Here is a 25649-nt window from a genome sequence, read left to right on the forward strand (position 1 = left end):
TGTCACATCAGTCGACCGGTTGCAGCACGCCGTCGACGTCCGGCAGCGAGTGCATCTCGATGGTCCTGGCGACGCGCGACGCCTCCTGGCGCACCGCGAGCGGGCCGCGGACCGTGCCGGTCCAGCGCTCCGGCGGCAGGTCGTCCGCGGTCGCCTTGCTCTCCGCGACCAGCGTGTGCGGACGGCGGACCGCCCAGCGCACCGGGAAGAACAGGAACAGGAAGATCAACGCCATGATCAGCCAGCCGGGGATGACGACCTGCGACGGCGTCCACGCGATCAGCACCACGGCCATGATCAGCAGGAGGCCCGCCATCATGACGCCGGGCAGCACACCACCGCTGACGTCGTGCTCGAAGTCGTCCGAAGTCTCCGGGTTGCGCCACTCGACCCGGCTGTGAACCGTCCACATCCGCCCGTCGGCACCGCGCACCAGCCGCGTCATAGAAAACCCGTCTCCCACGCTCGTGACCCTGCGTGGGACAACGGTACCGCCTGGGCAATGAGCCCGGTGGGTGAACTACGTCGGCGTGAGTCGTCGCGTGGGGTAAAGGGTGAACGTCGTCGTCGTGGTCGGGCCGGGGTCGTCGGTGGTCGTCACCGGAGGCGCCGACGACGGCGTGTCCAGCGCGCGGATGGTGCTCGGCGTCGTGGTCGTCGGCAACGCGCGTTCCACGGGCGGATCGGACGACACGGGGTCGTCCTTCTTCGCGGGCGGCGGAGGCTTCACGGACGGTGACGACGTCTTGACCGGCTTCACGCCGCCGGGCGGTACGACCGCCTGCTGCACGGGCGGTGCGACGTCGACCTGCTCGTCGGCCACCTGCTGGGTGTGGTCACCGCTGGTGGTGCCCTTCCCAGACTCGGAGGGGACGGTCGAGATCGCGAGCACGGTGTTCTGGTCCGGGTGCACGACGTCGGGCCCCTGGCCGTGGCCGAACACGCCCGCCATCACGCCGAACAGGCCGATCGTGGCCACACCGGCCGCGGCGAACGCGAGCTTGACCCGGCCCAGTGCCAGTGAGCCCGTGCCGACGACCAGCGTGCCTTTCGCGGCGAGGGCGGTGGCCGCACCGAGTGCGGCGGGCATCGCGAGCAGCCCCGCGTGCGCACGCAGCGCGGAGCAGACCTCGTTGAGCTCCGCGTGCAGCGACGTGCAGCCCGCGCACCCCTGGAGGTGCGCCTCGATGCGCCGCGACTCGACGCCCTGCACACCGCCCGCGGTGAACGTGCCGAGTTTGGCCCGCACCGACGCGCAGGACGACCGTCCGCCGTCGTCGGCGAGGTGCGCCTGGAGGTACGCCGCGCGCAGGCCTTCACGCGCCCGGCGGGCGAGCGCGGACATCGCGTTCGGGGAGAGACCGAAGTACGGCGCGACCGTGGCCGGGCGCTCGCCCTCGACCTCGACGCGCCACAGGACCGCGCGCCAGCGCTCGGGGAGGCTGGTGAACGCGCGGGTGATCAGGCTGTGCTCGGCGCGGCGGGCGGCGTTGTCCGCGACCGGCTCGACGCGGCGCGACAGCTCCTCGTCCTCGACGGGCACGTCGCGGCGTCTGCCGCTCCACTCCCACGCGACGCGGCGCGCGACCGTCAGCAGGTACGTGCGCACGTGGTCGGTGGGGCCGCTACCTCGGCGAATCGCCTGCAGCATCCGGAAGAACGCCTCGGCGGTGAGGTCGTCGGCCTCCGCGGCTTCGCGAACGTGGCGAAGCGAGAAACGGCGGACAGCGTCCGCGTGCCGGGAGAACAGCTCGCCGTACGCCGAGTCGTCGCCGTCGCGCACTCGGGCGAGCAGATCCCGGTCGACCTCGTTCTCGTCGACCATCACGCATGTCAACTTGCCACAACGCGGCTGGCCTGCCCACTGCGTGCACCCCAGTCGACAGCGAAGACCATCCGATCGTCGTGGGCTGATCGATGGAACGCATCCGGTGACGAGACGATTACAGGTGGGCGTCAGGAGGGAGGTATCTGCCTGCTCACGGACTATCTTCAGCCTCGTGGTCGACTGGCGGGAACGGGCTCAGGCACTGGTGCCGGAGCTTCGTGATGTCCTGGAACAGGAGTCGTGGTCGTGCCACGTGTTCCTCGCCGAACTGTCTCAGCTGGCGATGGAAGCGCACCGCGAGGGCAACGACGACGTGCTGCGCCGGGCGTACGAGTTCGCGCACTGGTGCTTCCACCAGCCGGAGCAGTTCCTGGAGCACGCCGCGCTCGTCAGCTTCTACGAGCACGTCTTCGACGACTGGGCGCTCCGCGACGAGGTCGCGCCGTGGCTGCCGGTCGACGTTCTCCCCAAGGTGCGCGCTCTCTGGGAGTGGCGCTGGGACGCCGAGCGGTTGACCGAGGTAGATCGACTTCTCGCCGGGATCCAGCCCCCCGGTCGGGACGCTGTCTGAACCCTTGGTATAGTTCTTCCCGTACCGATGAGGTGCACGCGGATGTAGCGCAGTTGGTAGCGCATCACCTTGCCAAGGTGAGGGTCGCGAGTTCGAGTCTCGTCATCCGCTCCACATGAAGGCCCCACGCTCCTGGTGAGCGCGGGGCTTTCATCGTTTTCCGGGTGTTCACGGTCCTCTGGGGATGATCGATCGCCGGTTGCGTGCAAAGGTGTTCTGGTCCGTCTTCGAGCTGAGCCGATAGGACTGGAGACCATGGCAGCCACGCGCAAGGCAACCGCACACTGGGAAGGCAGCCTCTTCGAGGGCCAGGGACAGGTCGCGCTGGAGTCGTCCGGCATCGGCACCTACCCGGTCAGCTGGCCCGCCCGCACGGAGGAGCCGAACGGGAAGACCAGCCCTGAGGAGCTCATCGCCGCGGCGCACTCGTCCTGCTACAACATGGCGTTCTCCAACGGCCTGACGAAGGCCGGCACGCCTCCGCAGTCACTGGACACCACCGCCGAGGTGACGTTCGTGCCGGGCACCGGCATCACAGGCAGCCACCTGACGGTCCGCGGCGTCGTGCCCGGCCTGAGCGCCGAGGCGTTCGCCGAAGCCGCGGAGGTCGCCAAGGAGAACTGCCCGGTCAGCCAGGCGCTGGCCGGCGTGAAGATCACCCTGGACGCTTCGCTGGCCTGACCATCAGCTCCGCGGGCCCGTGACTGATCAGGTGCCTGCGGTAGCGCACAGCGGCCGCGGCGTCGACCAGCTCGACGCCGTGGCCGAGCACCTCCTCGACCACGACCCGCGCCTCGGTGCGGGCCAGCTGCGCGCCGAGGCAGTAGTGCGTGCCGTACCCGAACCCGAGGTGTGGCGGCACCGGCGGCCGTTGGGGGTCGAGCACCTCGTCGAACACCGACGTGTCGCGGTTGCCCGCGGCGAAGTCCAGGAACAGGTGCTCCCCCTCCGCCACCCGCACGCCGCCGACCGCCGTGTCGGTCGTCGCGGTGCGGAAGAAGCCGCGGAACGGCGACTCCAGCCGGATCACCTCCTCCACGAACCCCTCGACCGGTGCGGCCCCCTCGCCCAGCCGCAGCACGAGGCTCGACAGCAGGTTCGTGGTCGAGTCGGTGCCCGCGACGACGAGCGCCAGGCACAGCGCGAGCCGGTCCCGCTCGGGCAGCTCCGTGAACAGCTGGGTGCGGCCGAAGTACGCGGCGAACTCGGTCATGCCCGCGAAGTAGGCGCCCAGCACCTCGGGGGTGACCTCCTCGCCGTTGGTCAGGTCGAGCACGGGCTGGACGAACGAGCGGAACAGCTCGCGGTCGGCGTCCGGAACCTCGAGGACGTCCGCGATGACGCTCAGCGCGAGCGGTGCCGCGAAGCCGCTGACGAAGTCGATCTCGTGATCCAACTCAGCAAGCGCTTTCCGCACCTTCGCGCGAATTCCTTCAGCCATCCGGCGCACAACCATTGGAGTGAATTTCTGATTCGCCACACGACGAATTCTCGTGTGGTCGAAGCCGTCCGCACTGTTTAGTGAAGACATCAATGCAAGTAATCGTTGCTGCTCCAGCGGCAATGATGCCGCCAGAGCGGCGAGCTGCGGGCCCGCCATGTGTCGAGATGAGAAGGTCTCCGGCGCCCCGAGCACCGAACGCAGGTGGTCGTACCTGCTCACGACGTACGCACCGATCGTGGGTTCGAACTCCATCGGGCTATCTTGTCCCGTGACCCATCCTTTTCGTCGGGGGCCTGACGAACAGGACAACAATTGATCATTCGACTACTCGGACCACTCGAACTGACCGGTCCGAACGGAGTCGTACCACTCAAAGGGGCAGGACAACGAACGCTTGTCGCCCGCCTGGCGATCCGACCAGGAGAAACTGTTCAGCGTTCCGCGCTCATCGATGCACTCTGGTCGGACAACGCGCCCGTGACGGCGACGAAAACCCTGCACAGCCTCCTCGCGCATCTGCGCAGGGAGATGCGTGACGCGGGACTCGAGGAACTGATCACGACGCGCGATCCGGGCTACGTGCTGCACGCGCAGGCGGACGCCGTCGACGCGGTGCGGTTCGCGAAGCTGGCCACCGAAGGGCGTGCCGCGACAGACCCGGACCAGGCAGCGGAGACGTTGCGCGAAGCGCTCGGACTGTGGACCGGGGATCCACTGGCCGACTGCCGTCCGAGCGACTGGGTGCGGCACGAGTCCGCACGGCTGGCCGAGCTGCGGCTGGACGTCGTCGAGGACCTGATGTTCGCGGATCTCCGGCTCGGCAGGCACGCGGCGGCGGTCGGCGAGCTCGGCTCGCTGGTGGAGCGCCACCCGTTCCGCGAACGGCTGTGGGAGCTGTTCATGCTCGCGCTCTACCGGTGCGGCAGGCAGGCGGACGCGCTCGCCGCGTTCCAGCGGGCCCGTTCGACGCTGGTCGGCCAGCTCGGCATCGAGCCGGGCACCGCGCTGCGGTCGCTGGAAGCCGCGATGCTGCGCAACGATCCCACGCTCGAGGCGGCCGGGGCGTCGGTGCGGATCACCGGCAACCTGCCGGCCGACGTCACCAGCTTCGTCGACCGGCCGGAGGCCGAGGACGTGATGAAGCTGATGGCCGAGCACCGGATGGTGACGCTGACCGGGGTCGGCGGAGTCGGCAAGACCAGGCTCGCGCTGCACGTGGCGCAGCGACAGGAGTTCACCGACGGCGTGTGGGTCGTCGAGCTGGCCGCGTTGCGGGACCGGGCGCTGGTACCGCACACGGTCGCCGAGGCGCTGCAGGTCGTCGACCAGACCGGGCGCGGCCAGCTCGCGGTGCTCACCGAGTACCTGAAGCACCGGGAGACGTTGCTGGTGCTGGACAACTGCGAGCACGTCGTCGACCACTGCGCGATCCTCGCGGACACCCTGCTGCGCTCGGCGCCCGGCTTGAAGATCGTCGCGACGAGCCGAAGACCGTTGCGCGTGTACGGCGAGCAGGTGCTGGCGGTGGCGCCGATGTCCGTGCCGCACCCGGCGTCGACGCTGTTCGCGCACCGCGCGGACGCCGCTGTTCCCGGCACGTTCTCGATCACCCCGGAGAACGAGGGCGCGGTCGCGGACCTGTGCCGCAGGCTGGACGGCATCCCGCTGGCGATCGAGCTGGCCGCGTTGCGCGTGCGGACGCTGACGCCCGCCCAGCTCCTGTCCAGGTTGGACGATCGGTTCCGGATGCTCGGGGACGGCGGGCGGTCGGCGTTGCCGCAGCACCAGACGCTGCTGGCGACCATGGACTGGAGCTACGACCTGTGCTCGCCGCGCGAACAGCTGCTGTGGCACCGGGCTTCGGTGTTCGCCGGCAGCTTCGACCTCGAAGCGGCCGAGGCGGTGTGCGCGGACGGGCAGCTCGACATGGACGTCGTGTTCGACGCCGTCGACGGGCTGGTCGACAAGTCCGTGCTGGTGCGCGAGGAACGCGAAGGCATCGCGCGGTACCGGCTGTTGGAGACCGTCCGCCAGTACGGGCAGTCCAAGCTCCGCGAGGAGGGCGACGAGCGGCAGCTGCGCAGGCGCCACCGCGACTGGTACCTCGACATCGCCGAGGAGGGCGAGCGGGACTGGTTCAGCGAGCGGCAGGCCGCGACGGTCGGCCGGATGGCCGTGGAGCAGGGCAACATCCGCGCGGCGCTGGAGTTCTCGCTCACCACGCCCGGTGAGACCGAGCTGGGGATCCGGCTCGCCGGGACGCTGTGGTTCTACTGGGTCGGCTGCGGCAGGCTCGCCGAGGGCAGGCACTGGTTGAACTGGGCACTGTCGCTCGAGACCGCGCCGAGCGAGGCCCGCTGCAAAGCCTTGTGGGTCAACGGGTACGTGGCGACGTTGCAGGGCAACACCGCCGCCGTGGCGAGCCTGGTCCGCGAGTGCAACGACGAGGCGACGCTGCTCGGTGACGACAGCGCGCTCGCCTACGGCCTGTACGTGCTCGGCGCCGCCGCCGTGTTCGACGACGACCTGGACACCGGCGCGAAGCTGCTGGAACAGGCCTACACGAGGCACATGGAGCTGGGGCACTTGAACAGCAACGTGATCATGTCGCGAGTCGCTCTCGCGATCACCGTCGCCTTCAGCGGCGAGCTCGACCGCGCGGAGCAGCTGTGCGTCGACGCACGCGCCGAGTGCGAGGAGAACGGCGAGCAGTGGGCGCTGGCGTACGCGCTCTACGTGCTGGCGTTCGTCGCGACGGCGCGCGGTGACGTGGTGAACGCGCGGGAGCTCGCGCTGGAGTCGTTGCGCATCAAGGCGCGGTACGACGACCTGCTGGGCATCGCGGTGTCCGTCGAGCTGCTGGCGCTGCTCGCGGTGCTGACCGGTGCCGCCGAGCAGGCCGCGGTGCTGCTGGGCGGGGCGGACCGGGTGTGGCAGTCGGTCGGTCTTCCGCTGTTCGGCTCCGCCAACTTCGCGGCGCCGCACGAGCAGTGCGTGATGCTCGCGAAGCAGGCGCTCGGCGAGGCCTACGACGCGGCGTTCGCGCGGGGCAACGCGATGACGACCGCGCAGGTGGTGGCACGTGCGCAGTCGTGACGCAACCCGCGCGCAGCCGCGCTGGGCGACCATGCGCGACATGGACGCGACCACCGTGCGGATGCCGGACGCCGAGACCGTCGAGGAAGTACTCAAGCTCGCGTCCCGCGCGCCGACGTTCGACGCGGTGCCGCCCGCCCGCTGGCGCATCGGCGCCGACCGGCTGGAGCTGCTGACCACGCGGATGGACCCGGTCGCGCTGATCGCGTGCGGCGCGGCGCTGCACCACGTCCGCATCGGGCTGTCCGCGCTCGGCTGGTCGTGCCGCGTGCACCGCAAGCCGAAGGGCGATCACCTGGCGACGGTGTTCCCGCGCTGGGAGCTGGACCCGTTCTCCAACGAGGTGGCCTCGGCCGCCGCGGTCTCGCTGCGCCGGTCCGACGCGCGCACGTTCTCCGACCAGGAGGTGCCGATCTCGGCGCTGACGTGGCTGCTGCAGGCCGCGCAGGCCGAGGGCGCGTCGCTGGTGCCGGTGTCCAAGGGCAACGGCGTGGTGCTGTCGCTGGTGGCGGAGTCGGACGACTTGGCTCTGCTGCGCGGGGGTGAGGCGTTGTCGTCGGTGTTGCTGGCCGCGACCGTGTGGGGGCTGGCGAGCCACGTCCGCATCGACGGTGACGCCGTGCTGATCCGGGTGGGCTGGCAGTGGCCGAACGCCGAACCGTTGCCGCATTCCGCGCGCTGAGGCCCGCCGCGTCGGGGACGATGGCCGGGTGGACTTCGACCGGCAGCTCACGCTCGCGCAGCTCGTGGGCGACCGCTGGCGCAGGCCCGGCCAGGAGGCGACCGCTCTCTACGCGGAGCTGTGCCAGTTGCGGCACATCCCCGTGCGGGAGCTGAACAGGGAGGACCTGAGGCTGCTGGTCATCCAGCACGTCGGGCTGGAGTTCACCGTGCCGCTGGCGCTGGAGCACGTCGAGGAGGACCCGCTGGTCCAGGCGAACCTGTTCTGCGGTGACCTGCTCACGAGCCTGCTCCGGGTGGACGTGTCGTTCTGGGAGGACCACGTCCAGCTGCGGGACCGGGTGTCCGCGGTGCTGGACTCGTTGCGCGACCTGCCGTGGGGCACCGAGGAGACGGTGATCATCACGGCCGAGCAGTTCCCCGGATAACCGCACGTTAGGCGCCCCTTTACCGCCTGCTGTCCTGATGAGGGCATGTCCTCCAAGATGTTCGCGGCTGCCGGCCTCGTGCTGGCCTCCATCGCCGCCACCCAGATCGTGTCCGCGCCCACGGCCTCGGCCGAGACGTGCAAGGCGTCGTACTACAGCGGCGGCGGCACCACGGCGTCCGGCGAGCGGTTCAACCCCAACGCGCTCACCGCGGCGCACAAGACGCTGCGCTTCAACACGAAGGTCAAGGTCACCAACCGGTCGAACGGCAAGTCCGTGACCGTGCGGATCAACGACCGCGGCCCGTACGTGGCCGGCCGCTGCATCGACCTCACGCCGCGCGGTTTCAAGGCGCTGGCACCGCTGTCCCAGGGCGTCGTAAACGTCACGGTCACTGTCGTTAGTTAACCAATTCATGCGTTCCGCTTGACCCGATCGAGTGAACGAGATAGGCAATCCGGGTGCTCGTGGGTATGAGCGGACCAGGGCGGCTGGCGATGGGTGCTCTCATCGGCGCCGCCCTGGCCGCGCTCCTCAACGTCGCCGGGCCCCAGTTCCTGTCCTCGGCCGAAGGCGACGGATCAGTCGACGTGACGATCTCCCGGCAGAAGCCGACGATGACCGTCTCGCTGATCAACACGCCCTCGACCCTGCCGCCGGTGTCGCTCTCCAGCTCGACCTCGGCCTCGTCGTCCTCCAGCACCACGACCACCACCACGACGACGACAACGGTCGTGACGACGATGACTCAGCCCAAGCCGACGACCACGACCAACCCGCCCACACCCACCACGACGACCACGACGAAGCGGTGCGGGCTGATCTTCTGCTAGCTAGACGGCGTCGATCTTGAACGGGTCGTGCTCGGTGAGGATCTTGTCGAGGCGCGCTCTGTCGACGCGGCTGGATATGTAGCCCTCCTCCTGCCGGTCGCGGATCACCTTGGCGAGCGTGAACGCCGACGTGACCGTGTAGAGCAGGCCGAGGCCGAGGAACGCGCGCACCCAGCCGTTCACGGGCAGGAACGTGACCCCGATGGCGACGGAGCTCAGGGACAGCGCGAACGAGATGACCGCCTGCGCGAAGAACGCGGGCGTGGTGGGCGTGTGAGTCGTCGAATTAGTCATGATCCGAGAGTCCTGCGTCACACCCGGTCTGTCATGAGTACAGCTACTCACTCAGCGGCAATCGTGAACACCACGACGTCGTTGAGCTCCTGCTTCGTGATCGGGAGCCCGTTCAGCGGGTGGATTAGCGCCGCCGCGTAAGGGGACTTCAGCGCGTCGACCTTCATCAGGACGACCGTGCGGATGCCGTACTTGCGGAGCACCGCGACGCTGCTCTCGTCAGGGAAGAACTGGGTCTCGGCGAGGATGTCGTTGTACGCCTGCGGGTAGTTGCCCGAGGTGCCGTTGGCGATCTTCGGGAAACCGTCCGTCGACCACAGCAGGTACTTGTACTCCGTGAACTCGTCGATCGGCAGGATCAGCATGGGGTCACGGCCCTGCGCGAACACCTGCTGGAGATCCGGCGGGATGCCGAGCGGCGACACGTAGGTGCGCGCCGGGATGCCTTCCAGCAGGACCGCGAGCACCGGCACGAACAGGAACATCGGGATCAGCCGCAGCGACACCTGCGTGCGGTCGACCATCAGCTCACCGAACCGCGTGACCGCGCCCGCGGCCAGCACCACCAGCAGCAGGATCACCCACAGGACGAGCCGGCCGGGCGTGCGGATCGCGTCGAATCCGGGCAGGTGTTCCCACAGCGGGCGGTACGTGTAGGCGCCGTCGAGCACCGATGCGCCGAGGCAGAGGATCGTCATCACGAGCGTCGCGACGCCCAGCCAGATCCGGGTGCGGACCGGCCAGCTGCTCACGAACAGGCCGGTGATCGCGAGGATCGTGACGGCGAGTCCGGGGAACAACATCATCTCGGCGACGCCGTCCTGCGGCAGGAGGTCCAGCCGGTTGAACCCGGTCTCCAGCCACAACCACGTGTCGTAGTGGGCCGTCCAGAGCCCGCGCAACGGCGGCGAGAAGACCTGGACCTCTTTCCACTCACGCGTGAAGCCGTACTGCTCGACGACCCGGAAGTACGGGATCAGCATCGCGAGCGTGACGAGCAGGAAAATCGCGACGCCGACACCGTTGAACACGATGAGCTTGGCGGTGACCTGACGCCACCTCTTGATGATGGTCACGACGATCGCGATACCGACCACGCCCATCAGGTAGGCGAACGGAATGCCCGTCGCGAACCCGATGGTGATCTGCCAGGCCGCGATCAACCAGCCGGCGAGGATCCACCACGGCTTCGGCTCGTCTTTGAGCCCGTGCCTGAGCGAATAGCCGTGGCCTTTCGCCAGCGCGTAGAGCGCGAGCGCGATACCGCCCGTGGAAAGAATGTTGAGGTGGCTGCCGTGCGTCAGCCGCCACGGCGCCCACGCGAAGACGACACCGGCGACGGTGGCCGCCTGCCAGTTGCCGCCCAGCTGCTTGACCAGCAGGTACGCGCCGACGAACGCCAACGCGAACGCCGTCACGTACGCGATGTTGTAGCGGAACACCGCGTCGTACTGGCCGTCGCCGCCGATCAGCGCCAGCGGCAGGTAGCCGAGCAGCGAGTCGGTGAACGCGAAGTTGTCCGTCGACGGGAAGAAGATGTTGGCGGTCCAGAAGTCGCCCGTGGCGAACAGGTTCCGGTGCCACGCCATTTCCCACGTCTGCAACAACGGGTCGCCGAGGTCGTTCGCGATCATCGACTTGGGGTGGAGGACCAGCGGGAGGTTGAACAGACCGGAAAGCGCGAAGCCGACGAAGACGACCCACGTCGCCTCGCGGGAGAACAATCGCCCGAATGCTTTGGCGACTCTTGCCGGTCGACCTCGGGACGGCTGCTCACTGGAAACAGTCGTCTCCGGGATCGTGAATCCCCCCACGTCCTGGGCCCTTCCGCTCGACTCAGGCGCACCCTACCCCGGTAGAACGGGCTTACCTCGGCAATCAGGACCGGGCTGTGTTCAGGCCCACGGGGCAGGAAACGCCGGTGCCACCGAGCCCGCAGTACCCGTACGGGTTCTTGGCATCGGACAGGTACTGCTGGTGATCTTCCTCGGCGTAGTAGAACTCATCCAGAGCGGCGATCTCCGTGGTGATCTTCCCGTGCCCGGACGCGTCCAGGGCGTGCTGATAGACCTCGGCGGAGGCGAGCGCGGTCACCCGCTGCCCCTCATCACCCCAGTAGATCGCGGACCGGTACTGGCTCCCGATGTCCGCACCCTGACGCATCCCCTGCGTCGGGTCGTGCCCCTGCCAGAACACCCGCAGGAGCTCCTGGAACGGCAGCTCGGTGGGGTTGAACACCACGAGAACGGCCTCGGTGTGCCCGGTCAGCCCGGAGCAGACTTCCTCGTAGGAGGGGTTGGGCGTGTACCCGCCCGCATAACCGACAGCGGTGCTGAACACCCCTGGCGTCTGCCAGAACAGCCGCTCAGCGCCCCAGAAGCAGCCCATCGCGACCACGGCCGTGCGCAGCCCGTGCGGGAACGGAGGCTGTAGGGGACGATCGGGGAAGACCGCGTGGAACTGGGGTACCGGGACAGCCGAGGCGCGCCCTGGCAGGGCATCGGCTGATTTGATCATCGAGGTTTTGTCACGACCGAACCACGCCATGTCACCAATGTACGGGGGTGCTTCGCGCCACAACCAGGTCACGACTTGAGAGGCCCGCGCGATGGCAAACGTGGACTTGGGCACAATGTCGGCGTCTTTACTGACACCTGGAAGGGGGTGCCAGGGGTGACCTGGCAAGACGAGCTGCAGAAGCTGGACCTGGAGCTGGCCTCGGGCCGGATCTCGGCTGACGACTACCGTCGGCGCCGTGATGAGGTGCTGGCCGCTTCGTCCGCAGCGGCCCCCCAGCCTCAGCAGCAGGGCCCGTTCGCTCCGCCCTTCAAGTGGGACGCGACGCCGCCTCAGCAGCAGAGCCCGAATCCGGACGCGACTCAGGTCGTGAGCTCCGGTCAACCACAGCAGTCCAACCCCGACGCCACGCAGGTGGTGAGCGGGCAGCGTCCCGCCGACGCGGACCGGACGCAGTACGTCCGGCCGGTGAGCGGGCCTATTCCGGCGCAGCAGATGCCGCCTCAGCAGGGTGGCTGGCAGAGCACCCCGCCGCAGACCGCCCCTCCGTGGGGTGGTGGCGACGGCTTCACGCCCATCTCGGACCCGAGCCCCGCGTGGATCGCGCAGGGGCCCGAGGTGTTCGACGAGAAGGGCGGTGGCAAGGGCAAGATCTTCGCGATCATCGGCGTCGTGCTGGTGCTGGCGTTGATCGGTGGCGGCATCTGGTGGTTCGCGTCCGGTAGCAAGAAGGACAACCCGCCGGTCGGGCAGAGCACCAGCCAGTCCGCGCCGACGACGACCACGACGAAGCCGAAGGACGATCTCGAGATCGCCGAGATCCCCGGCGGCAAGAAGGACCCGTCGTCGATCAAGGCGTGGACCGATCTGGTGGAGGGCAAGCTCCTCGCCAACGAGGAGAACGCCGCGTACGAGGCGGGCACCCCGACCAAGGCGCGGCTGGCGTCGGCGAAGCTGCCGAACGACATCAGCGTCCAGATCATCACGGTCGAGATGGCCAGTCCCGAGGCCGCCAAGAAGGCGGTTGAGGACCTGGTCGCCGCGCAGACGAAGTTCGGTCTGCAGAACTACAGCGGCACCTGCCCGACGAGCGTGCTGTGCCAGACGCTGGCGCCCGCCGCGGACAAGAAGGGCAACATCCGCGCACATTACGTGCACAAGAACACCGTTGCCCGTGTGCAGGTCGTCGGCAAGGACGCGACCGAGATGAACAAGGTCTTCGAGGAGCTCATCGCGGCTCAGATCGAGGCATTGTCCGTCGATGCCTGACGTGGCCGCCTGCACGGTGGCGACACGCGGCCAGCTACCCGCAGCGCGGGTGCTGGCCGCGTCGTACGTCAGGCACCACCCAGGTCACACGTTCACGACCCTCGTGCTGGACGGCGACGACGACCTCGGCATCGAGGACTTCCGTCACCTCGCGCTGTCACTCACGCCCGGTGAGCTCGCCGACGCGGTGGCGCCGCACGTAATCCGCCGACTGCTCGACGAGCACGACGTCGTCATCCGGCTCGCGCCGGAAAGCCTTGTGCTGGCACCGTTTCCGACCTTCGGGACGGGGCTGACGCTCATCGCGAAGGTCCTCACCCCGCGGCCGGGCGACACGGAGTTCGTCGACGACGTCGTGGTCGCGGTCGGCCGTGATGCCAAGGCGTGCCTGGACTTCTGGCCGCAGAAGGGCGCGTTCGAGCACACCGTGCTGCGCGATCCCGGCTTCGCACTCGCCCACTGGAACCTGCACGAGCGCGACCTCGCGAACGCCAGCCTGATCCAGTTCCCCGGCTACGACCCGGCCACGCCGTGGATGCTCACCGCAGACCACGCAGACGTGCTGCTCTCCGAACGCGCGGAGCTCCGCGAAATCGCGGACGAGTACCGGGAACTGTTGCTCGCCAACGGTTACGAGGAGATCACTTACGGCTTCGCGTCCCTTGTGGACGGAACGCCGATCACGGAACCGATGCGCACGCTGTTCGGGGCGGAGCAGAACCTCCCGCAGGACCTCAACGCCTGGCTGTCCGAGCCGGACACGCCGACCCAGCGCAACGCGGGCCTCAACCGCCTGCTCATGGCCATCTGGGACGCGCGCCCAGACCTGCAGAGGGCCTTCCCGCGCCCGCTGCAGGAACCCGGCTTCCGCGACTGGTGCCGCGAGTGGGGCGTCCGCGAAGGCGTACCCGAGTGGGCGCTGCCGACCGAACCCACGGCCCCGCAACCACCCCAGAACGAGTTCGGCGTCAACGTCGCCGGCTTCCACACGGCCGAGCTGGGCATCGGCGAGATGGGCCGGGTGGCGCTGCGCGCGATCGAGGCCGCGGGCGTCCCGCACGTCTCGGTGGTCGAGGAGCACTCGATCGCGAACACCGTCCGCACCGCGCTGGACGAGCCGGACTCCGTTGGCGCACCGCGCTTCCCGATCAGCCTGATCACGGTCAACGGCGACTCGACCCGCGCGCTGCTCGAAGCGCATCCCGAGGTCGGCCACGAGCGGTACCGGATCGGCCTGTGGGCGTGGGAGCTCGAAGACTTCCCGGCGAGCATGCACAGCGGTTTCGGGCTGGTCGACGAGGTGTGGGCGGTCAGCGACTTCACCCGCGACGCCATCGCGAAGCACTCGCCGATCCCGGTCAAGACGTTCCCGGTGCCCGTCCCGGATCCCGGCGAGCCAGAACTCAGGGCCGGCAGAACCAGGTTCCTCTTCGCCTTCGACCACAACAGCACCGCGGGCCGCAAGAACCCGTACGGCCTGGTCGAGGCGTTCCACAAGGCGTTCCCTGATCGCGACGACGTCGAGCTGGTCATCAAGTCGACCAACTCGCACCTGCACACGTCCGCGGCCGAACGACTGCGCCTCCAGGCGCTGAACGACAAGCGGATCACCCTGATCGAGCGCTACCTCACCGTCCAGGAGCTGCACGACCTCTACGCGACCAGCACCGCGTACGTGTCGCTGCACCGCAGCGAGGGCTTCGGCCTGACCGTCGCCGAGGCGATGATCCGCGGCATGGCCGTGATCTCGACGGACTACTCCAGCACGCCGGAGTTCGTCGACGACAAGACCGGCTGGCCCATCCCGTTCACGATGGTCGACGTCGGCGAAGGCTGGCCGCCCTACCAGCCGGAAGCGCGCTGGGCGGACCCCGACCTCGACGCCGCCGCGCGGGCGATGCGCGAGATCGCGGACGACCCGGACGAGGCGCGCAAACGCGGCCGCGCGGCGCGTGAACACCTGCTCGAGACGCGATCCGTCGAGGCGGCCGGGCAGTGGATCGCCGAGCAGCTCCACCAGGCGCACGAGGTGTGGCGCACTCGTCAGCCGGTTCCCGCGTCGATCGCACGCCGGGCTGCCCACCGGGTGCGTAGGGTCGTGCGGGGGGATCGATGACCGCGATGAAGCAGAAGCTGCCACCCGCGCAGGAGTCCTGGCTCCCGCGGGAGCACCCGCTCTACCGGCCGAGGCACGGCACGACGCAACGGCTCGCGCTGATCGCTGCCGTGGTGTTCTTCCTGCTGCCGTCGGTCGCGTTCGTCTTCGGCGTCCGGCCAGGCGCGTTCGAGAACCGCGCGCTCACCCCGTTCCCCGGCATCCTGCAGGGCTGGGGGTTCCTCACCCAGCTCAACCCGTGGGCCACCGACCACCTCGCGCTGCGCGAGCAGGCCGTGCACCTCAACGACCTGACGAGCCGCGGCATCTTCGGCGAGCAGCCTGCCGTGCAGCGCAACAACGCGGGCCCGATCGACAAGACCGAGACCCCACCGCCCCGGCCGGTGATCAACTTCCCGCCTGTCGTCGAAGGCAAGAACGGCTGGCTGTACCTCGGCGACGAGCTGGCCAGCCACTGCTCGCCGTCGCGGCCGATCAAGGAGACCGTCGGGCAGCTGCGCAAGCTGCGCGACGAGGTCGAGGCGTCCGGACGCCGGTTCGCCGTGGTCGTCGCACCCGACAAGGCGACGCTCTACCCGGAGAACCTGCCGGACAACATGGACGGCAAGGACTGCCAGCGCAAGGGCGCCGAGGAGTTCTGGCAGGCGGTGTCCGCCGAGGACTACGTCGTCGACGTCCGCGACGAACTGCACAGCTGGGGCCGCATGCTGGGCGAGCCGGTGTACGGGCCGCTCGACGCGCACTGGGGCGAGGAGGCGGGCGTGATCGTGTCGCGCCAGCTCGCCGAGCGGTTCCGCAAGGGCATCAGCAAGCCGTGGGTCGTGAACCCCGGCGAGACGTGGGAGCAGAACGCCGACCTGCCGGTGCTGATCGGCCGCTCCGGTGTCACCACGGGCCGCCGCTACGCGATCCTCCCGGACGGCAAGCGCGACACGACGAACCGCGACGTGCCGATCGACTTCAAGACCAAGCCGCTGCACTTCGACTCGGCGTCCGGGCCCGGCACGTACGGGTTCAGCGTCGGCCTGCTGGGTGACTCGTTCACCATCCGCACGCTGCGCTACCTGTCGGGGACGTTCGGCGACATCACCATCGGCCACCACGGCGAGGCCTTCAAGGATGGCGGCAAAGTCGCAGGTCAGGTGATGGCGGAGAACACGACCGTGGTGGTCGAGGTCGCCGAGCGCACGCTCATGTCCGGCAAGTTCACGCTCACCCAGCCGGACATCCAGCGGACCGTCGTCGATCAGTTGAAGGCTCGCCCGATCCGCTGATCCGCCGCGCGCGCCTGCCATAGACTCCTGGCAGCCTGTGGGGGCACCCCAACTTCTCTTCTCACCTGGACGGTCCATGTCGGAAGCACGCCTGACTGACGCACTCGTGCGGCTGGATCAGAACAAGGAGCTGCGGCTTCCGCTGCGGTCGCGCGACCTGCTCGGCAGGCTCGCGCTCAAGTTCCTGTGGCGCCGCCAGGTCAAGTGGCAGGTCGAGACGAACAACGCCACGCGCGACGGGCTCGACGCGCTGCGCCAGCTGGTGCACGAGCTGCCGCGCGAGGAGCTCGCGAACGAGGTCGAACGGCTCAAGCAGGCCGACCAGAACATCATGGCCGGCCTCAACCAGCGGCTGTACGCGGCGGTCGGCAGCCTGCGCACGGACATCGGCGACCTGCGGCTGCAGCTCGTCGACAAGGGTGAGCACACCGCGGACGTCGAGCGCAGGCTCGCCGTGATCGAGGAGCAGCTGGCCGAGCTGACGGGCGCCGCGCGCGACACGCGGCTGCGGCACGCGCAGGTCGACCTGTTCCTGGACCAGGTGCGCGGGCGCGGCGCGGACGGCAAGAAGGAGCTGAACGCGCCGGACCGCTCGGACTCGCTGGAGTTGCCCATCGCGGAGCTGCTGGACGGGCCCGCCGAGCGCGTGCGAACCGCGCGCGCCGCGTACCTGCCGGTCGTCGAGGGCCGCGGCCCGGTGTTCGACGTGGCGCCGTCGCGCGGCGAGTGGCTGGAGGTGCTGCGCGAGGCCGGTGTGCCCGCGGCGGCCGCGTCCGCCAACCCGTTCGTGGTCAAGCACAACGCCGAGCTGGGCTTCCAGCTCGTCGAGGCGGACCCGCTGGACGCGCTCGCTCGCGTCGACCGGCGTTCGCTCGGCGCGGTGACCGCGTTCCGGTTCGTCGAACGGCGTGACCCGGCGACGCTGTCGCGGTTCGTCGACCTGGCCGCGCAGGCGTTGCGGCCCGGTGGCGTGCTGCTGATCGAGAGCGCGGCCGGCGGCGACGACTTCCACCTGGACCCGTTCGCGCAGCGCCCGGTGCACCCGACGTTCCTGCGCTTCCTCGCCGAGGCCGCCGGCTTCGGCGAGGTGCGGATCGCTCGTCAGGACGGCAGCGCGCTCGCGGCCAGCGCACCGCGGTTCTCGCTGACCGCCTGGATGTGACCGTGCGCTACAGCATGTGGAGCCCATTGCCGCCCGAGCGCAGCGGGATCGCCGACTACACGACCGAGCTGCTCGCCGAGCTGGACGACGTCGAGGCCGTGTCGCGGAAGCGGCCGAAGACCACGGCGAAGGGGCTCGCCTGCTACCAGATGGGCAACCACGCGGGCGCGCACTCGTGGATCTACGAGCAAGCGCTTGCGGAGCCCGGTGTGGTCGTGCTGCACGAGGCGTCGCTGCTCGACTTCAACCTGGGCCACTGCAACGGCCTGACGCCCGAGTTCTACAAGGAGCTCAAGGACGCGCACGGCCCGATCTGGGGCGACCCGAACGACCCCGCGCTGCTGCACGGCCTGCCCGCGATCGAGACCGACGGCGTGAAGTCGCTCGACGGCGGCACCATGACGCTGGAACACCGGCTGGTCACCGCGAGCCGGGGCGTGATCGTGCACGACCCGCACTCCGCGCGCTGGCTCCAGGAGCGCTACCCGGCCAAGCCGATCTTCGTGGTGCCGCACGGCGCGCCGGTGCGCGACGACGCGGACCGCGCGGAGATCAGGGCGCGGCTCGGCTGGACCGACGAGCACGTGGTGTTCGGCGTGTTCGGCGGCTTCAACCGGATCAAGCGGATCCTCGTCGCGGTGCTGGCGTTCGCCGAGGTGCGCAGGCGCTGGCCGAACGCGCGGCTGCTGATCGCCGGGCACGTCGACTACCCGGACGTGCACGCGGACGTCGTGCGCGCGATCGACCAGTACGGCCTGCGCGACAGCGTCCACCTGGAGCTGGCTCCGGCGAAGGACGAGTTCGTCGACCTGATCTCGGCGACCGACGCGGTGATCAACCTGCGCTGGCCGACCATGGGCGAGACGAGCGGCGTGATGATGCGCGCGTTCGGCGCGGGCCGGGTCGTGATCACCAGCGACCTGCCGCAGCACCGGCACTTCGACCCGGCGTTCTGCTGGCGCATCTCGATCTCACCGGCCGCCGAGGCCGAGCAGTTGGCAGCACTGCTGGAGCGGATCGTGGTCGACCCGTCTGCGGTGCGCTCGGCGGGCAAGCTGGCCCGCGACTGGGTGTCCGCCGAAGCGTCGTGGCCAGTCGCCGCCGCCGGCTACCGGGCTGCCCTGGACGCGGTGTCCGACGGTGTGACCATCGCGGCTGATGTCGTCCAGCCCGGCGTGAACCTGTTCGCGGACGTGCGCGCGACGACCGGGTTGTCGGAGTCGTTCCGCCGCGCCGGGCGCGCGATGGTGCGGTCCGGGCAGCTGATGACGTACACCGAGTTCAACTCGCGTGCGCCGGTCCGGACGGTGGAGGTGCCCCGCGAGCTCGCCGAGCTGCGCGGCGGCAAGGACTACCCGATCGACCTGTGGATGGTGAACCTCAACGAGTTCCAGCTGATCCCGGAGACCGCGCTCGACCGGTACACGATCGCGCTGTGGGCGTGGGAGATGCCGGAGATCCTGGACTACACGCTGGAGCAGCTGCCGCGCGTCGACGAGCTGTGGGTCGTGTCGTCGTACGTGGCCGAGGCGTTCCGCACGGCGACGTCCGTGCCGATCACCGTGGTGCCGAACGTGGTCACCGAGATCTCGTCGACGCCGGACCGCGCGCGCTTCGGGCTGTCCGAGGACGCGTTCGTCGTGCTGTTCACGTTCAGCGCTTCTTCTTCTGACGCGCGGAAGAACCCGTGGGGTGTGATCGAGGCGTTCAAGCGCGCGTTCGCACCTCATGAGCGCGGGACGACGGCCCAGCTCGTGATCAAGGTCGTCGACCTGGACATCTTCCCGCTGATGGCAGCCGCCCTGCAGGACGCGGTGGCGTCCGTGAACGGCATCCTGATCACCGGTGACCTGACGCGTGCCGAGATGGACTCGCTGCTGGCCTCGTGCGACGTCTACGCGTCGCTGCACCGGTCGGAGGGCTTCGGGATGGGCATGGCCGAAGCGATGTCGATCGGCAAGCCGGTCGTGGCCACCGGGTACAGCGGCAACACCGACTTCATGCCGCCCGGTTCGGCCGCGATGGTCGGGTACACCATCAGGCCGATCACCATGGCCGACCACCGCTACGACGAGAGGTTCGCCGACTGGTACCGGCCGGGTCTGCTGTGGGCGGAGCCGAACGTCGCGCAGGCCGCGGGCTGGCTGCGCCGCCTGGCCGACAGCCCCGCGCTGCGCGCCCGGATGGGCGAGGCCGCCCGGCAGGCGATCTGGGAGCGCTGCAGCTACGAGGCCGTCGGCAAGCTGATCAAGTCACGCGTCGCGGAGATCTACGACTCCAGCTCGGTGAGGCGGGCTTCCAGCGCGGCGATGCGCTGATTCGCCTTTGCGAGCTGGAGCTCGGCGTCGCGCGTCGTGCCGCGCAGCTCCTCGATGCACGCGGCGTCCTTGGCCTGCGCCTCCTGGGCCTCGTGCACGGCGTCCTCTAACCGCCGGATGTAGGCGATCTCGGCGAACCGGGCCGCGCGCTGCTCGGCGACCTCGGCGCGGGTGAACTTGTCGAACACGTTCGCGGGCACGCTGAGGACGTCGAGCGCCTCGGCGTCGTCCTCCTGCGCGTAGAACCGGTTGAGCCCGTCGAACAGCGCGCACCGGTAGCCGGCGCTCACCATCAGCGGGTCCCAGCTCTCGTGCGCGGGCGTCGGCGAACCGGGCTCGGTCGCCTCGACCACGACGACGCGCGGCCGGTGCTTCGTCCAGTCCGCGCCCTCGATGACGCTGCGCTCCTCGCCCTCGACGTCGATCTTGAGGAAGTCGACGGGGCCGGGGTGCGCGTCCAGCACGTCCGCGAGCGTGCGGACCTCGACCTGGAGCTCGACGATGTCGAGCGCGGACTCGTGGTGGTAGCTGCGGGCGAGATCACCGTCGAGCGTGGACCAGCCGTCGCGGTTGAGGACGTGGTGCAGGGTCGCGGTGCCCTTCTCGGCGCCGAGCGCGACGGCCAGGGTGACGTCACCCGGTCGGGCGTTTTTGAGTGCCTCGACCTGGGCCGGAATCGGTTCGATGTTGATCCCGCGCCAGCCGAGGTCGTAGAAGTGCTTCGTGACCGAGTCCGCGACCGGGTCGGACGCCCCGACGTCCACGTAGCGACCGGTCGTCCGGCCGTGGAACAACCGATCGAGGACGACGTCCTCGGCGTTCTGCGCGTACGAGATCACGAGGCGCAGGATAGTGGGCGCTTCGGAGCGGCAACCTGCCATCGGTACGATGCGTCTCTACCATCGACAGCACCCCGAAGCTGGTGGAGGACTCGATGGTCCTGACAGTGATGTTAGTCACATTGGCGAGTTTGGCCTTTCTGACGCGAACCGTAGTGGTTGTTCGAGCCGTTTCCTCAGGAAAGCGGTCTGGTGACTACGGTAAGCCACGGACGTCCACCAATTGAGATCGCTCGAACGGACTACGGCTTACGTTGGAACGTCGACTTACCGTAGGATCCTTTTGGGTCGTATGACTGAACGGTCTTCTGACGGGGACCTCACAGGGGTAGGTGCGCCATGGACCACGCACTGAGCAAGGTCATCGAGCTGCGCGAGAGCGGTTTTCAGTTCCTGCACCTGCGGGACGACGACGGGCAGCTCGATCGCATCATGGCGTTCAAGCAGCGCAGAGGCTTCATCGACTCGATCCTGTTCTGGTCGGAGACCGAGGCCCGCGCGGGTCGCCTGCCCGCGGTGCGCGACAGCGCCCGTCCGGCACAGGCCGTGTGGATCTACGAAGGCCCTCTGGTCGAGGCCGTGGATCGCCTGCTCGACCTTCCTGAGCCCGGCTCGCGCAATGCGCCGACGCTGATGCAGCGGACCGCTTCCGATTTGGCCGTCGTCACGACGCTGCCATTTAAGTTGAAGCTTCCACCAGGAGCCATCGCCTAGCTCGCTGATGACAAACCCTGTCTTGTTTTGAGCATTCAGAGATATCTGAATGCGAGCAACTCAGACGCTCTTTCACATCCGTACCCGTTTGCCGGGTATGCGGGTTAACGGCTAGTGCACTCGGCTGAACTGGCCGCGTTTGATCGCCGCCAGGAACGTGTCCCAGCCGGGGAGGGTCACGACCTCGCCGGACTTGTTCTTCGAGTCGCGCACGCGGAACATCGAGCCCTTGATGGAGATCTCGACAGACACGTTGATCCCTACCTCTCGGTGGACCCCCACGGGGAGACTACTTGTCTGCCCCGTCGCAGCGTCTCGATCAACACGCCTCGCACAGCACCCCTCCGACGAGTGAAGAAGTTCGCTCTCGCGAGTTACGGAGCTTGCTGCAGGGGTCCCCGATGCGAAACTTTCGCGCCCATGAACCTCAGGAAGACCATCACGGGGGCCGCTGTCGCCCTCGGCGGCGCTACCGTCATGCTCGGCCTGGGCAGCACCGCCGCTCTGGCCGGCCCCATCGGTGCCGGCGCCGAGAGCAACCCGAACCTCCCGCTGCACCTCGGCGAGGCGGCGGAGGCCGGCGGCCTCGCTTCGGTCGACACGAACAACGCGGATGGCAAGGTCCAGGCGCTCAACGACCGCAACATGAACGTCGTCGACGCCGCCGCCGAGAACCTCGACGCGGACGTCATCGCGAACGCACTGGGCTACGACTCCACCCCCGGCAAGCCGGGCCACGTGCACGTCAACACCACGCCCTGACCTGAACTTCCTGGCCGGGACGGTCCCCGATCCCCTCCCCCTCGGATCGGGGGCCGTTCCACTTTCGCAGCAGGAGCTTTCCTTGAGCATCAAGAAGATCGTGGCCAGTGCCGGCCTCGCCGCCGGCGCGCTCGCGGCGATGAGCAGCACCGCGCAGGCCGTCGAGATCGACCCGATCGACAAGGTCAGCGAGGTCGCGGGCAGCGCGGGCATCAGCACCCTGCACAACACGGGCGGCGGCATCGACGCCACCTACGTCCCGCGTGAAGGCAGCGACCTGCTTCCCTAGCGCCCCACCGCATACCCCTGCGCGCCGCGTGGATTCGCACCGGCGCGCAGGAGTCCGTCTCGGGAGTCCTGCGCCACGGCGGACATCCGGCCCAGCGTCCACGGGCCGGCGTCGACGACCGAGTGACCGCGCGAGCGCAGGTCGTCCATGACCGCCGCGCCGACGCGCGACTCGACCACCAGCTCACCAGGCGTCCACGCCCGCGGGAAGAACGAGCTGGGGAACGCGTTCGAGTGCCACATCGGCGAGTCGATCGCCTCCTGCAGGTTCATCTCGCCGACCACGTGCGCGAGCCAGAACCCCAGCTGCCACTGGTCCTGCTGGTCACCGCCCGGCGTGCCGAACGCCAGCGCGGGCAGGCCGTCCCGCAACGCGAGCGACGGCGACAGCGTGATCCGCGGGCGCTTGCCGGGAGCGAGCGAGTTCGGCAGGCCTTCGTCCAGCCAGAACATCTGCGCGCGGCTGCCGAGGCAGAAGCCGAGCGACGGGATCGTCGGCGACGACTGGAGCCAGCCTCCGGACGGTGTCGCGGACACGATGTTCCCGAAGCGGTCCACGACGTCGACGTGCACGGTGTCGCCGCGCGTCACGCCGGAGCGCGCCACCGTCGGCTCACCGATCGCGCCGGTCGGGTCCGTGACGAGCACGCCAGGTCCCCGCGTGATGTGCGAGGCCAGCTGCGGCGCGACACCAGCGGGCGTGCCGGGACGCAGTTCGAGCGACGCCTCCGCGGTGATCAGCTTGCGGCGTTCGTCGGCGTACGCACGGGAGACCAGCGTCTCCAGCGGCACGTCGTCGACGTCGCCGTACCAGGCCTCGCGGTCGGCGAACGCGAGCTTCGCGGCCTCGGTGGCGAGGTGGATCGTCTCCGCTGTCGGCACACCATCCACATAGGACAGATCAAGGCCTTCCAGCAGCCGGAGCTGTTGCGCCAGAGCGGGTCCCTGCGTCCACGCGCCCGCCTTCACGAGCGTCCACGAGGAGTCGACGTCGACGCACAGCGCGTCCTCGTAGGAGGCCTCCCAGGTGGCCATGTCCTCGCCGGTCAGCACGCCCGCGTGGTCGGCGCCGGAGTCGTCGCGGAACGACCGGCGGGAGAACTCGTCGACCTGGGCCGCGATGAAGCCCTGCGACCAGGCGCGGCGCGCGGCCTCGATCTGCGCTTCACGGTCCGAGCCCGCGGCCTCGGCGGCGGCGAGCAGCCACTCCCAGGTCTCGGCGAGCTTGGTGTTGCGGAACCGAGCGCCCGCAACAGGTGCGGCACCGCCGGGCATCCACTGGGCGGCCGAGGTCTGCCAGTGCTCGCGGAACAGGTCCGCGACCGTCGAGATCGTGAACGCGGCGCGCTCCACCAGCGGGAAACCGTCGCGGGCATAGCCGATCGCCTTGTCCAGCACCTCGCGCAACGTCTTGGTGCCGTAGTCGCGCAGCAGCGTCAGCCAGCCGTCCCACGCGCCGGGCACGGTCGCGGCCAGCAGACCGCTGCCGGGCACCAGGTCCAGCCCGAGGCCGCGGTAGTGCTCGATCGTCGCGGCGGCCGGGGCGACGCCCTGGCCGCACAGCACGCGCGGCGCGGCCTCACCGGCCGCGGCGAAGACGATCGGCACCTCGCCGCCGGGTCCGTTGAGGTGCGGTTCGACGACCTGCAGCACGAAACCGGCGGTCACCGCCGCGTCGAAGGCGTTCCCACCGTCCTCGAGCACGGCCATGGCCGCCGACGAGGCCAGCCAGTGGGTGGAGGCAACCATGCCGAAGATGCCGACGAGCTCAGGACGGGTGGTGAACACCCCAACAAACTATGCGAGGCTAACTAAATTGTGGACGAGCAAGTGGCGCACGTCCTACACCTGAATGGACTAGTCCAGCGCGGACCAACGCGTCCTCGTCGAGGTGGTTGCGCGAGTCGATGATCGCGTGGCCGTCCGTCAGGTCGGCGATGCGCACCCAGTCGAGCGTGCGGAACACCGGCCAGTCGGTGAGCACCACGACGGCTTCCGCACCCTTGACCGCCTGGTACGGGTCGTCGACCACCAGCATCCCGGCGAGCGGGCCGGTGACCTCGGGGTCGTACGCGGACAGGTCCGCGCCTTCGAGCACCAGCTGCTCGGCCACGGCCAGCGCGGGCGAGTCGCGCAGGTCGTTCGTCCCGGCCTTGAACGCGAGGCCGAGCACCCCGACGCGCACACCGGCCAGCTCGCCGCCGACGGCGTCGCGCACCTTGCCGACGATCCGCTGCTGCTGCCGGACGTTGGCCTCGATGGTGGACTTGATCAACGTGAAGTCGACGCCGACGGACTCGGCGATCTGCACCAGCGCGTGCGTGTCCTTCGGCAGGCAGGACCCGCCCCAGCCCGGTCCCGGCTTGAGGAACGACTGACCGATGCGCTTGTCGTAGCCCATGCCCTCGCACACCGACGTGACGTCCGCGCCGAGCAGCTCGCACAGCTCCGCGACGGCGTTGACGTAGGAGAGCTTCATGGCGAGGAAGCAGTTGGCGGCGTACTTGACCATCTCGGAGCTCGCGGCGTCCATGAGCACGGTCGGCGCGCCGAGCTTCGCGAACAGCGCGGCCACGCGTTCGGCGGCCTGCGGTGAGTCGCTGCCGACGACGATCCGGTCCGGGTGCAGGAAGTCGCGCACGGCCGTGCCCTCGCGGAGGAATTCCGGGTTGGACACCGCGGCGACGTCCTCGCGCTGCAGCAGCGCCTTGACCCGCTCGGACGTGCCGACCGGGACGGTCGACTTGCAGACGACGACGCAGCCGTACGGCAGGACCTCGCGGATCTCCTCGGCGACCGACTCGACGGCGCTCAGGTCCGCGGCACCGCCCGCGCCCATCGGCGTCGGCAGGCAGAGGAACACGACCTCCGCGTCCGCCACGGCGTTTCTCGCCCCGACGACGAACTCCAGCCGTCCGGCCGCCTGGCCTTCGACGACGAGCTCGTTGAGTCCCGGTTCGAGGATGTCGACCTGACCCGCCTTGAGCCTGGCGACCTTGAGTGCATCGAGATCCGCGCACACGACGCGGTGCCCCAGAGACGCCAGACAGGCTCCCGTGGTCAGTCCCACGTAGCCGGTTCCCACCACAGCGACACGCCGCGCGAACATGGGTGGACCGTGACAGCCCCAGTTGGCCGCCTGGAGAACGGCATCCGACTTTCGTTGTAGCTGTCCGTGACAAACGTGGTCCCAGAGGACTACCTCGGCGGCCGAT

The 25649-nt window shown here is 69.2% G+C and carries 25 protein-coding genes and 1 tRNA gene; 16 read left to right on the forward strand and 10 right to left on the reverse strand.

Annotated features, from left to right (window positions below; genetic code table 11):
- Positions 1 to 7: 7 nt before the first annotated feature.
- Both FKR81_RS06525 and FKR81_RS06530 read right to left on the reverse strand, forming a co-directional pair.
- The gene (locus FKR81_RS06525; protein ID WP_146350035.1) at positions 8 to 445 is read right to left on the reverse strand and encodes a DUF983 domain-containing protein; all 438 of its coding nucleotides are present in this window, start codon (positions 443 to 445) and stop codon (positions 8 to 10) included.
- Between the two features lie 75 nt (positions 446 to 520).
- Positions 521 to 1825, reverse strand: a complete 1305-nt coding sequence (locus FKR81_RS06530; RefSeq protein ID WP_146350379.1) for a sigma-70 family RNA polymerase sigma factor — start codon at positions 1823 to 1825, stop codon at positions 521 to 523.
- Between the two features lie 175 nt (positions 1826 to 2000).
- Between FKR81_RS06530 and FKR81_RS06535 the strand changes: the two genes are divergently transcribed.
- From FKR81_RS06535 to FKR81_RS06545, 3 genes are all read left to right on the forward strand, one after another.
- Positions 2001 to 2399, forward strand: coding sequence for a DUF7674 family protein (locus tag FKR81_RS06535; protein WP_146350036.1), 399 nt, complete (start codon positions 2001 to 2003; stop codon positions 2397 to 2399).
- A 38-nt stretch (positions 2400 to 2437) separates the two neighbouring features.
- Positions 2438 to 2513: transfer RNA gene (locus FKR81_RS06540), tRNA-Gly, on the forward strand.
- A 141-nt stretch (positions 2514 to 2654) separates the two neighbouring features.
- Positions 2655 to 3080: an OsmC family peroxiredoxin gene (locus FKR81_RS06545; protein ID WP_146350037.1), complete on the forward strand. Its 426-nt coding sequence runs from the start codon at positions 2655 to 2657 to the stop codon at positions 3078 to 3080.
- Here the strand turns inward: FKR81_RS06545 and FKR81_RS06550 are convergent.
- A complete protein-coding gene (locus FKR81_RS06550; RefSeq protein ID WP_186762812.1) occupies positions 3055 to 3840 on the reverse strand; it encodes a cytochrome P450 in 786 nt (261 codons plus the stop codon). The two genes, FKR81_RS06545 and FKR81_RS06550, sit on opposite strands and share 26 nt — an antisense overlap.
- Positions 3841 to 4155: 315 nt before the next feature.
- Here FKR81_RS06550 and FKR81_RS06555 point away from each other — a divergent pair, with 315 nt between their 5' ends.
- The 5 genes from FKR81_RS06555 (at position 4156) to FKR81_RS06575 (ending at position 8881) form a co-directional block, all read left to right on the forward strand.
- Entirely contained in the window at positions 4156 to 6939 is a 2784-nt protein-coding gene (locus tag FKR81_RS06555; RefSeq protein ID WP_146350039.1) for a BTAD domain-containing putative transcriptional regulator, read from the forward strand.
- A complete protein-coding gene (locus FKR81_RS06560; RefSeq protein ID WP_146350040.1) occupies positions 6926 to 7621 on the forward strand; it encodes a hypothetical protein in 696 nt (231 codons plus the stop codon). The genes FKR81_RS06555 and FKR81_RS06560 overlap by 14 nt, the downstream gene beginning before the upstream one ends.
- Positions 7622 to 7649: 28 nt before the next feature.
- Positions 7650 to 8048 (forward strand): contact-dependent growth inhibition system immunity protein, encoded by a 399-nt coding sequence (locus tag FKR81_RS06565; RefSeq protein WP_146350041.1) that lies wholly within the window; start codon positions 7650 to 7652, stop codon positions 8046 to 8048.
- A gap of 45 nt (positions 8049 to 8093) precedes the next feature.
- On the forward strand, positions 8094 to 8456 hold the full coding sequence (locus tag FKR81_RS06570) for a septal ring lytic transglycosylase RlpA family protein (RefSeq protein ID WP_146350042.1): 363 nt from the start codon (positions 8094 to 8096) through the stop codon (positions 8454 to 8456).
- A gap of 65 nt (positions 8457 to 8521) precedes the next feature.
- Positions 8522 to 8881 (forward strand): hypothetical protein, encoded by a 360-nt coding sequence (locus FKR81_RS06575; RefSeq protein WP_146350043.1) that lies wholly within the window; start codon positions 8522 to 8524, stop codon positions 8879 to 8881.
- Here FKR81_RS06575 and FKR81_RS06580 read toward each other — a convergent pair whose 3' ends face one another.
- The 3 genes from FKR81_RS06580 to msrA form a co-directional block, all read right to left on the reverse strand.
- Positions 8882 to 9175 carry a YiaA/YiaB family inner membrane protein gene (locus FKR81_RS06580; protein WP_146350044.1) on the reverse strand — a complete coding sequence of 98 codons (294 nt, stop codon included), beginning with the start codon at positions 9173 to 9175 and terminating at the stop codon, positions 8882 to 8884. It lies immediately after the preceding gene.
- Between the two features lie 47 nt (positions 9176 to 9222).
- Entirely contained in the window at positions 9223 to 10899 is a 1677-nt protein-coding gene (locus FKR81_RS06585) for a hypothetical protein (protein WP_146350045.1), read from the reverse strand.
- A 154-nt stretch (positions 10900 to 11053) separates the two neighbouring features.
- Positions 11054 to 11722, reverse strand: coding sequence for a peptide-methionine (S)-S-oxide reductase MsrA (gene msrA / locus FKR81_RS06590; RefSeq protein ID WP_146350046.1), 669 nt, complete (start codon positions 11720 to 11722; stop codon positions 11054 to 11056).
- Positions 11723 to 11848: 126 nt separating this feature from the next.
- Here msrA and FKR81_RS06595 point away from each other — a divergent pair, with 126 nt between their 5' ends.
- The 5 genes from FKR81_RS06595 (at position 11849) to FKR81_RS06615 (ending at position 19831) form a co-directional block, all read left to right on the forward strand.
- Entirely contained in the window at positions 11849 to 12961 is a 1113-nt protein-coding gene (locus tag FKR81_RS06595; protein WP_146350047.1) for a flagellar basal body-associated FliL family protein, read from the forward strand.
- Positions 12954 to 15077, forward strand: a complete 2124-nt coding sequence (locus FKR81_RS06600) for a glycosyltransferase family 4 protein (RefSeq protein ID WP_146350048.1) — start codon at positions 12954 to 12956, stop codon at positions 15075 to 15077. Before FKR81_RS06595 ends, FKR81_RS06600 begins: the two co-directional genes overlap by 8 nt.
- Positions 15074 to 16351, forward strand: a complete 1278-nt coding sequence (locus FKR81_RS06605) for an alginate O-acetyltransferase AlgX-related protein (protein ID WP_146350049.1) — start codon at positions 15074 to 15076, stop codon at positions 16349 to 16351. The genes FKR81_RS06600 and FKR81_RS06605 overlap by 4 nt, the downstream gene beginning before the upstream one ends.
- A 76-nt stretch (positions 16352 to 16427) precedes the next feature.
- Positions 16428 to 17513, forward strand: a complete 1086-nt coding sequence (locus FKR81_RS06610) for a hypothetical protein (RefSeq protein ID WP_146350050.1) — start codon at positions 16428 to 16430, stop codon at positions 17511 to 17513.
- Between the two features lie 2 nt (positions 17514 to 17515).
- Positions 17516 to 19831, forward strand: coding sequence for a glycosyltransferase family 4 protein (locus FKR81_RS06615; protein WP_235921350.1), 2316 nt, complete (start codon positions 17516 to 17518; stop codon positions 19829 to 19831).
- On the opposite strand, the gene FKR81_RS06620 is transcribed toward FKR81_RS06615, so the two are convergent.
- Complete coding sequence (locus FKR81_RS06620; protein WP_146350051.1) at positions 19783 to 20670, reverse strand: FkbM family methyltransferase; 888 nt, start codon at positions 20668 to 20670, stop codon at positions 19783 to 19785. The genes FKR81_RS06615 and FKR81_RS06620 overlap by 49 nt on opposite strands.
- A gap of 339 nt (positions 20671 to 21009) precedes the next feature.
- On the opposite strand from FKR81_RS06620, the gene FKR81_RS06625 reads away from it, so the two are divergent.
- Positions 21010 to 21384, forward strand: a complete 375-nt coding sequence (locus tag FKR81_RS06625) for a hypothetical protein (RefSeq protein WP_146350052.1) — start codon at positions 21010 to 21012, stop codon at positions 21382 to 21384.
- 111 nt (positions 21385 to 21495) lie between these two features.
- Here FKR81_RS06625 and FKR81_RS06630 read toward each other — a convergent pair whose 3' ends face one another.
- Positions 21496 to 21636, reverse strand: coding sequence for a DUF397 domain-containing protein (locus FKR81_RS06630; protein ID WP_146350053.1), 141 nt, complete (start codon positions 21634 to 21636; stop codon positions 21496 to 21498).
- A gap of 168 nt (positions 21637 to 21804) precedes the next feature.
- Between FKR81_RS06630 and FKR81_RS06635 the strand changes: the two genes are divergently transcribed.
- Together FKR81_RS06635 and FKR81_RS06640 are read left to right on the forward strand one after the other, a co-directional pair.
- Positions 21805 to 22146, forward strand: a complete 342-nt coding sequence (locus tag FKR81_RS06635; protein ID WP_146350054.1) for a hypothetical protein — start codon at positions 21805 to 21807, stop codon at positions 22144 to 22146.
- Between the two features lie 82 nt (positions 22147 to 22228).
- Positions 22229 to 22435 (forward strand): hypothetical protein, encoded by a 207-nt coding sequence (locus FKR81_RS06640; protein ID WP_146350055.1) that lies wholly within the window; start codon positions 22229 to 22231, stop codon positions 22433 to 22435.
- Here the strand turns inward: FKR81_RS06640 and FKR81_RS06645 are convergent.
- Together FKR81_RS06645 and FKR81_RS06650 are read right to left on the reverse strand one after the other, a co-directional pair.
- Positions 22432 to 24222, reverse strand: a complete 1791-nt coding sequence (locus FKR81_RS06645) for a gamma-glutamyltransferase family protein (RefSeq protein WP_146350056.1) — start codon at positions 24220 to 24222, stop codon at positions 22432 to 22434. The genes FKR81_RS06640 and FKR81_RS06645 overlap by 4 nt on opposite strands.
- 19 nt (positions 24223 to 24241) lie before the next feature.
- Entirely contained in the window at positions 24242 to 25543 is a 1302-nt protein-coding gene (locus FKR81_RS06650; protein ID WP_146350057.1) for a UDP-glucose dehydrogenase family protein, read from the reverse strand.
- Positions 25544 to 25649 lie beyond the last annotated feature (106 nt).

It is taken from the genome of Lentzea tibetensis (assembly GCF_007845675.1).
Lineage (GTDB): Bacteria > Actinomycetota > Actinomycetes > Mycobacteriales > Pseudonocardiaceae > Lentzea > Lentzea tibetensis.

Coding starts and splice junctions, on each gene's coding strand:
- FKR81_RS06525 (WP_146350035.1), bottom strand. CDS start 445: ATGACGCGGCTGGTGCGCGGTGCCGACGGGCGGATGTGGACGGTTCAC.
- FKR81_RS06530 (WP_146350379.1), bottom strand. CDS start 1,825: ATGGTCGACGAGAACGAGGTCGACCGGGATCTGCTCGCCCGAGTGCGC.
- FKR81_RS06545 (WP_146350037.1), top strand. CDS start 2,655: ATGGCAGCCACGCGCAAGGCAACCGCACACTGGGAAGGCAGCCTCTTC.
- FKR81_RS06550 (WP_186762812.1), bottom strand. CDS start 3,840: ATGGCTGAAGGAATTCGCGCGAAGGTGCGGAAAGCGCTTGCTGAGTTG.
- FKR81_RS06570 (WP_146350042.1), top strand. CDS start 8,094: ATGTCCTCCAAGATGTTCGCGGCTGCCGGCCTCGTGCTGGCCTCCATC.
- FKR81_RS06575 (WP_146350043.1), top strand. CDS start 8,522: ATGAGCGGACCAGGGCGGCTGGCGATGGGTGCTCTCATCGGCGCCGCC.
- FKR81_RS06580 (WP_146350044.1), bottom strand. CDS start 9,175: ATGACTAATTCGACGACTCACACGCCCACCACGCCCGCGTTCTTCGCG.
- msrA (WP_146350046.1), bottom strand. CDS start 11,722: ATGGCGTGGTTCGGTCGTGACAAAACCTCGATGATCAAATCAGCCGAT.
- FKR81_RS06600 (WP_146350048.1), top strand. CDS start 12,954: ATGCCTGACGTGGCCGCCTGCACGGTGGCGACACGCGGCCAGCTACCC.
- FKR81_RS06605 (WP_146350049.1), top strand. CDS start 15,074: ATGACCGCGATGAAGCAGAAGCTGCCACCCGCGCAGGAGTCCTGGCTC.
- FKR81_RS06610 (WP_146350050.1), top strand. CDS start 16,428: ATGTCGGAAGCACGCCTGACTGACGCACTCGTGCGGCTGGATCAGAAC.
- FKR81_RS06625 (WP_146350052.1), top strand. CDS start 21,010: ATGGACCACGCACTGAGCAAGGTCATCGAGCTGCGCGAGAGCGGTTTT.
- FKR81_RS06635 (WP_146350054.1), top strand. CDS start 21,805: ATGAACCTCAGGAAGACCATCACGGGGGCCGCTGTCGCCCTCGGCGGC.
- FKR81_RS06650 (WP_146350057.1), bottom strand. CDS start 25,543: ATGTTCGCGCGGCGTGTCGCTGTGGTGGGAACCGGCTACGTGGGACTG.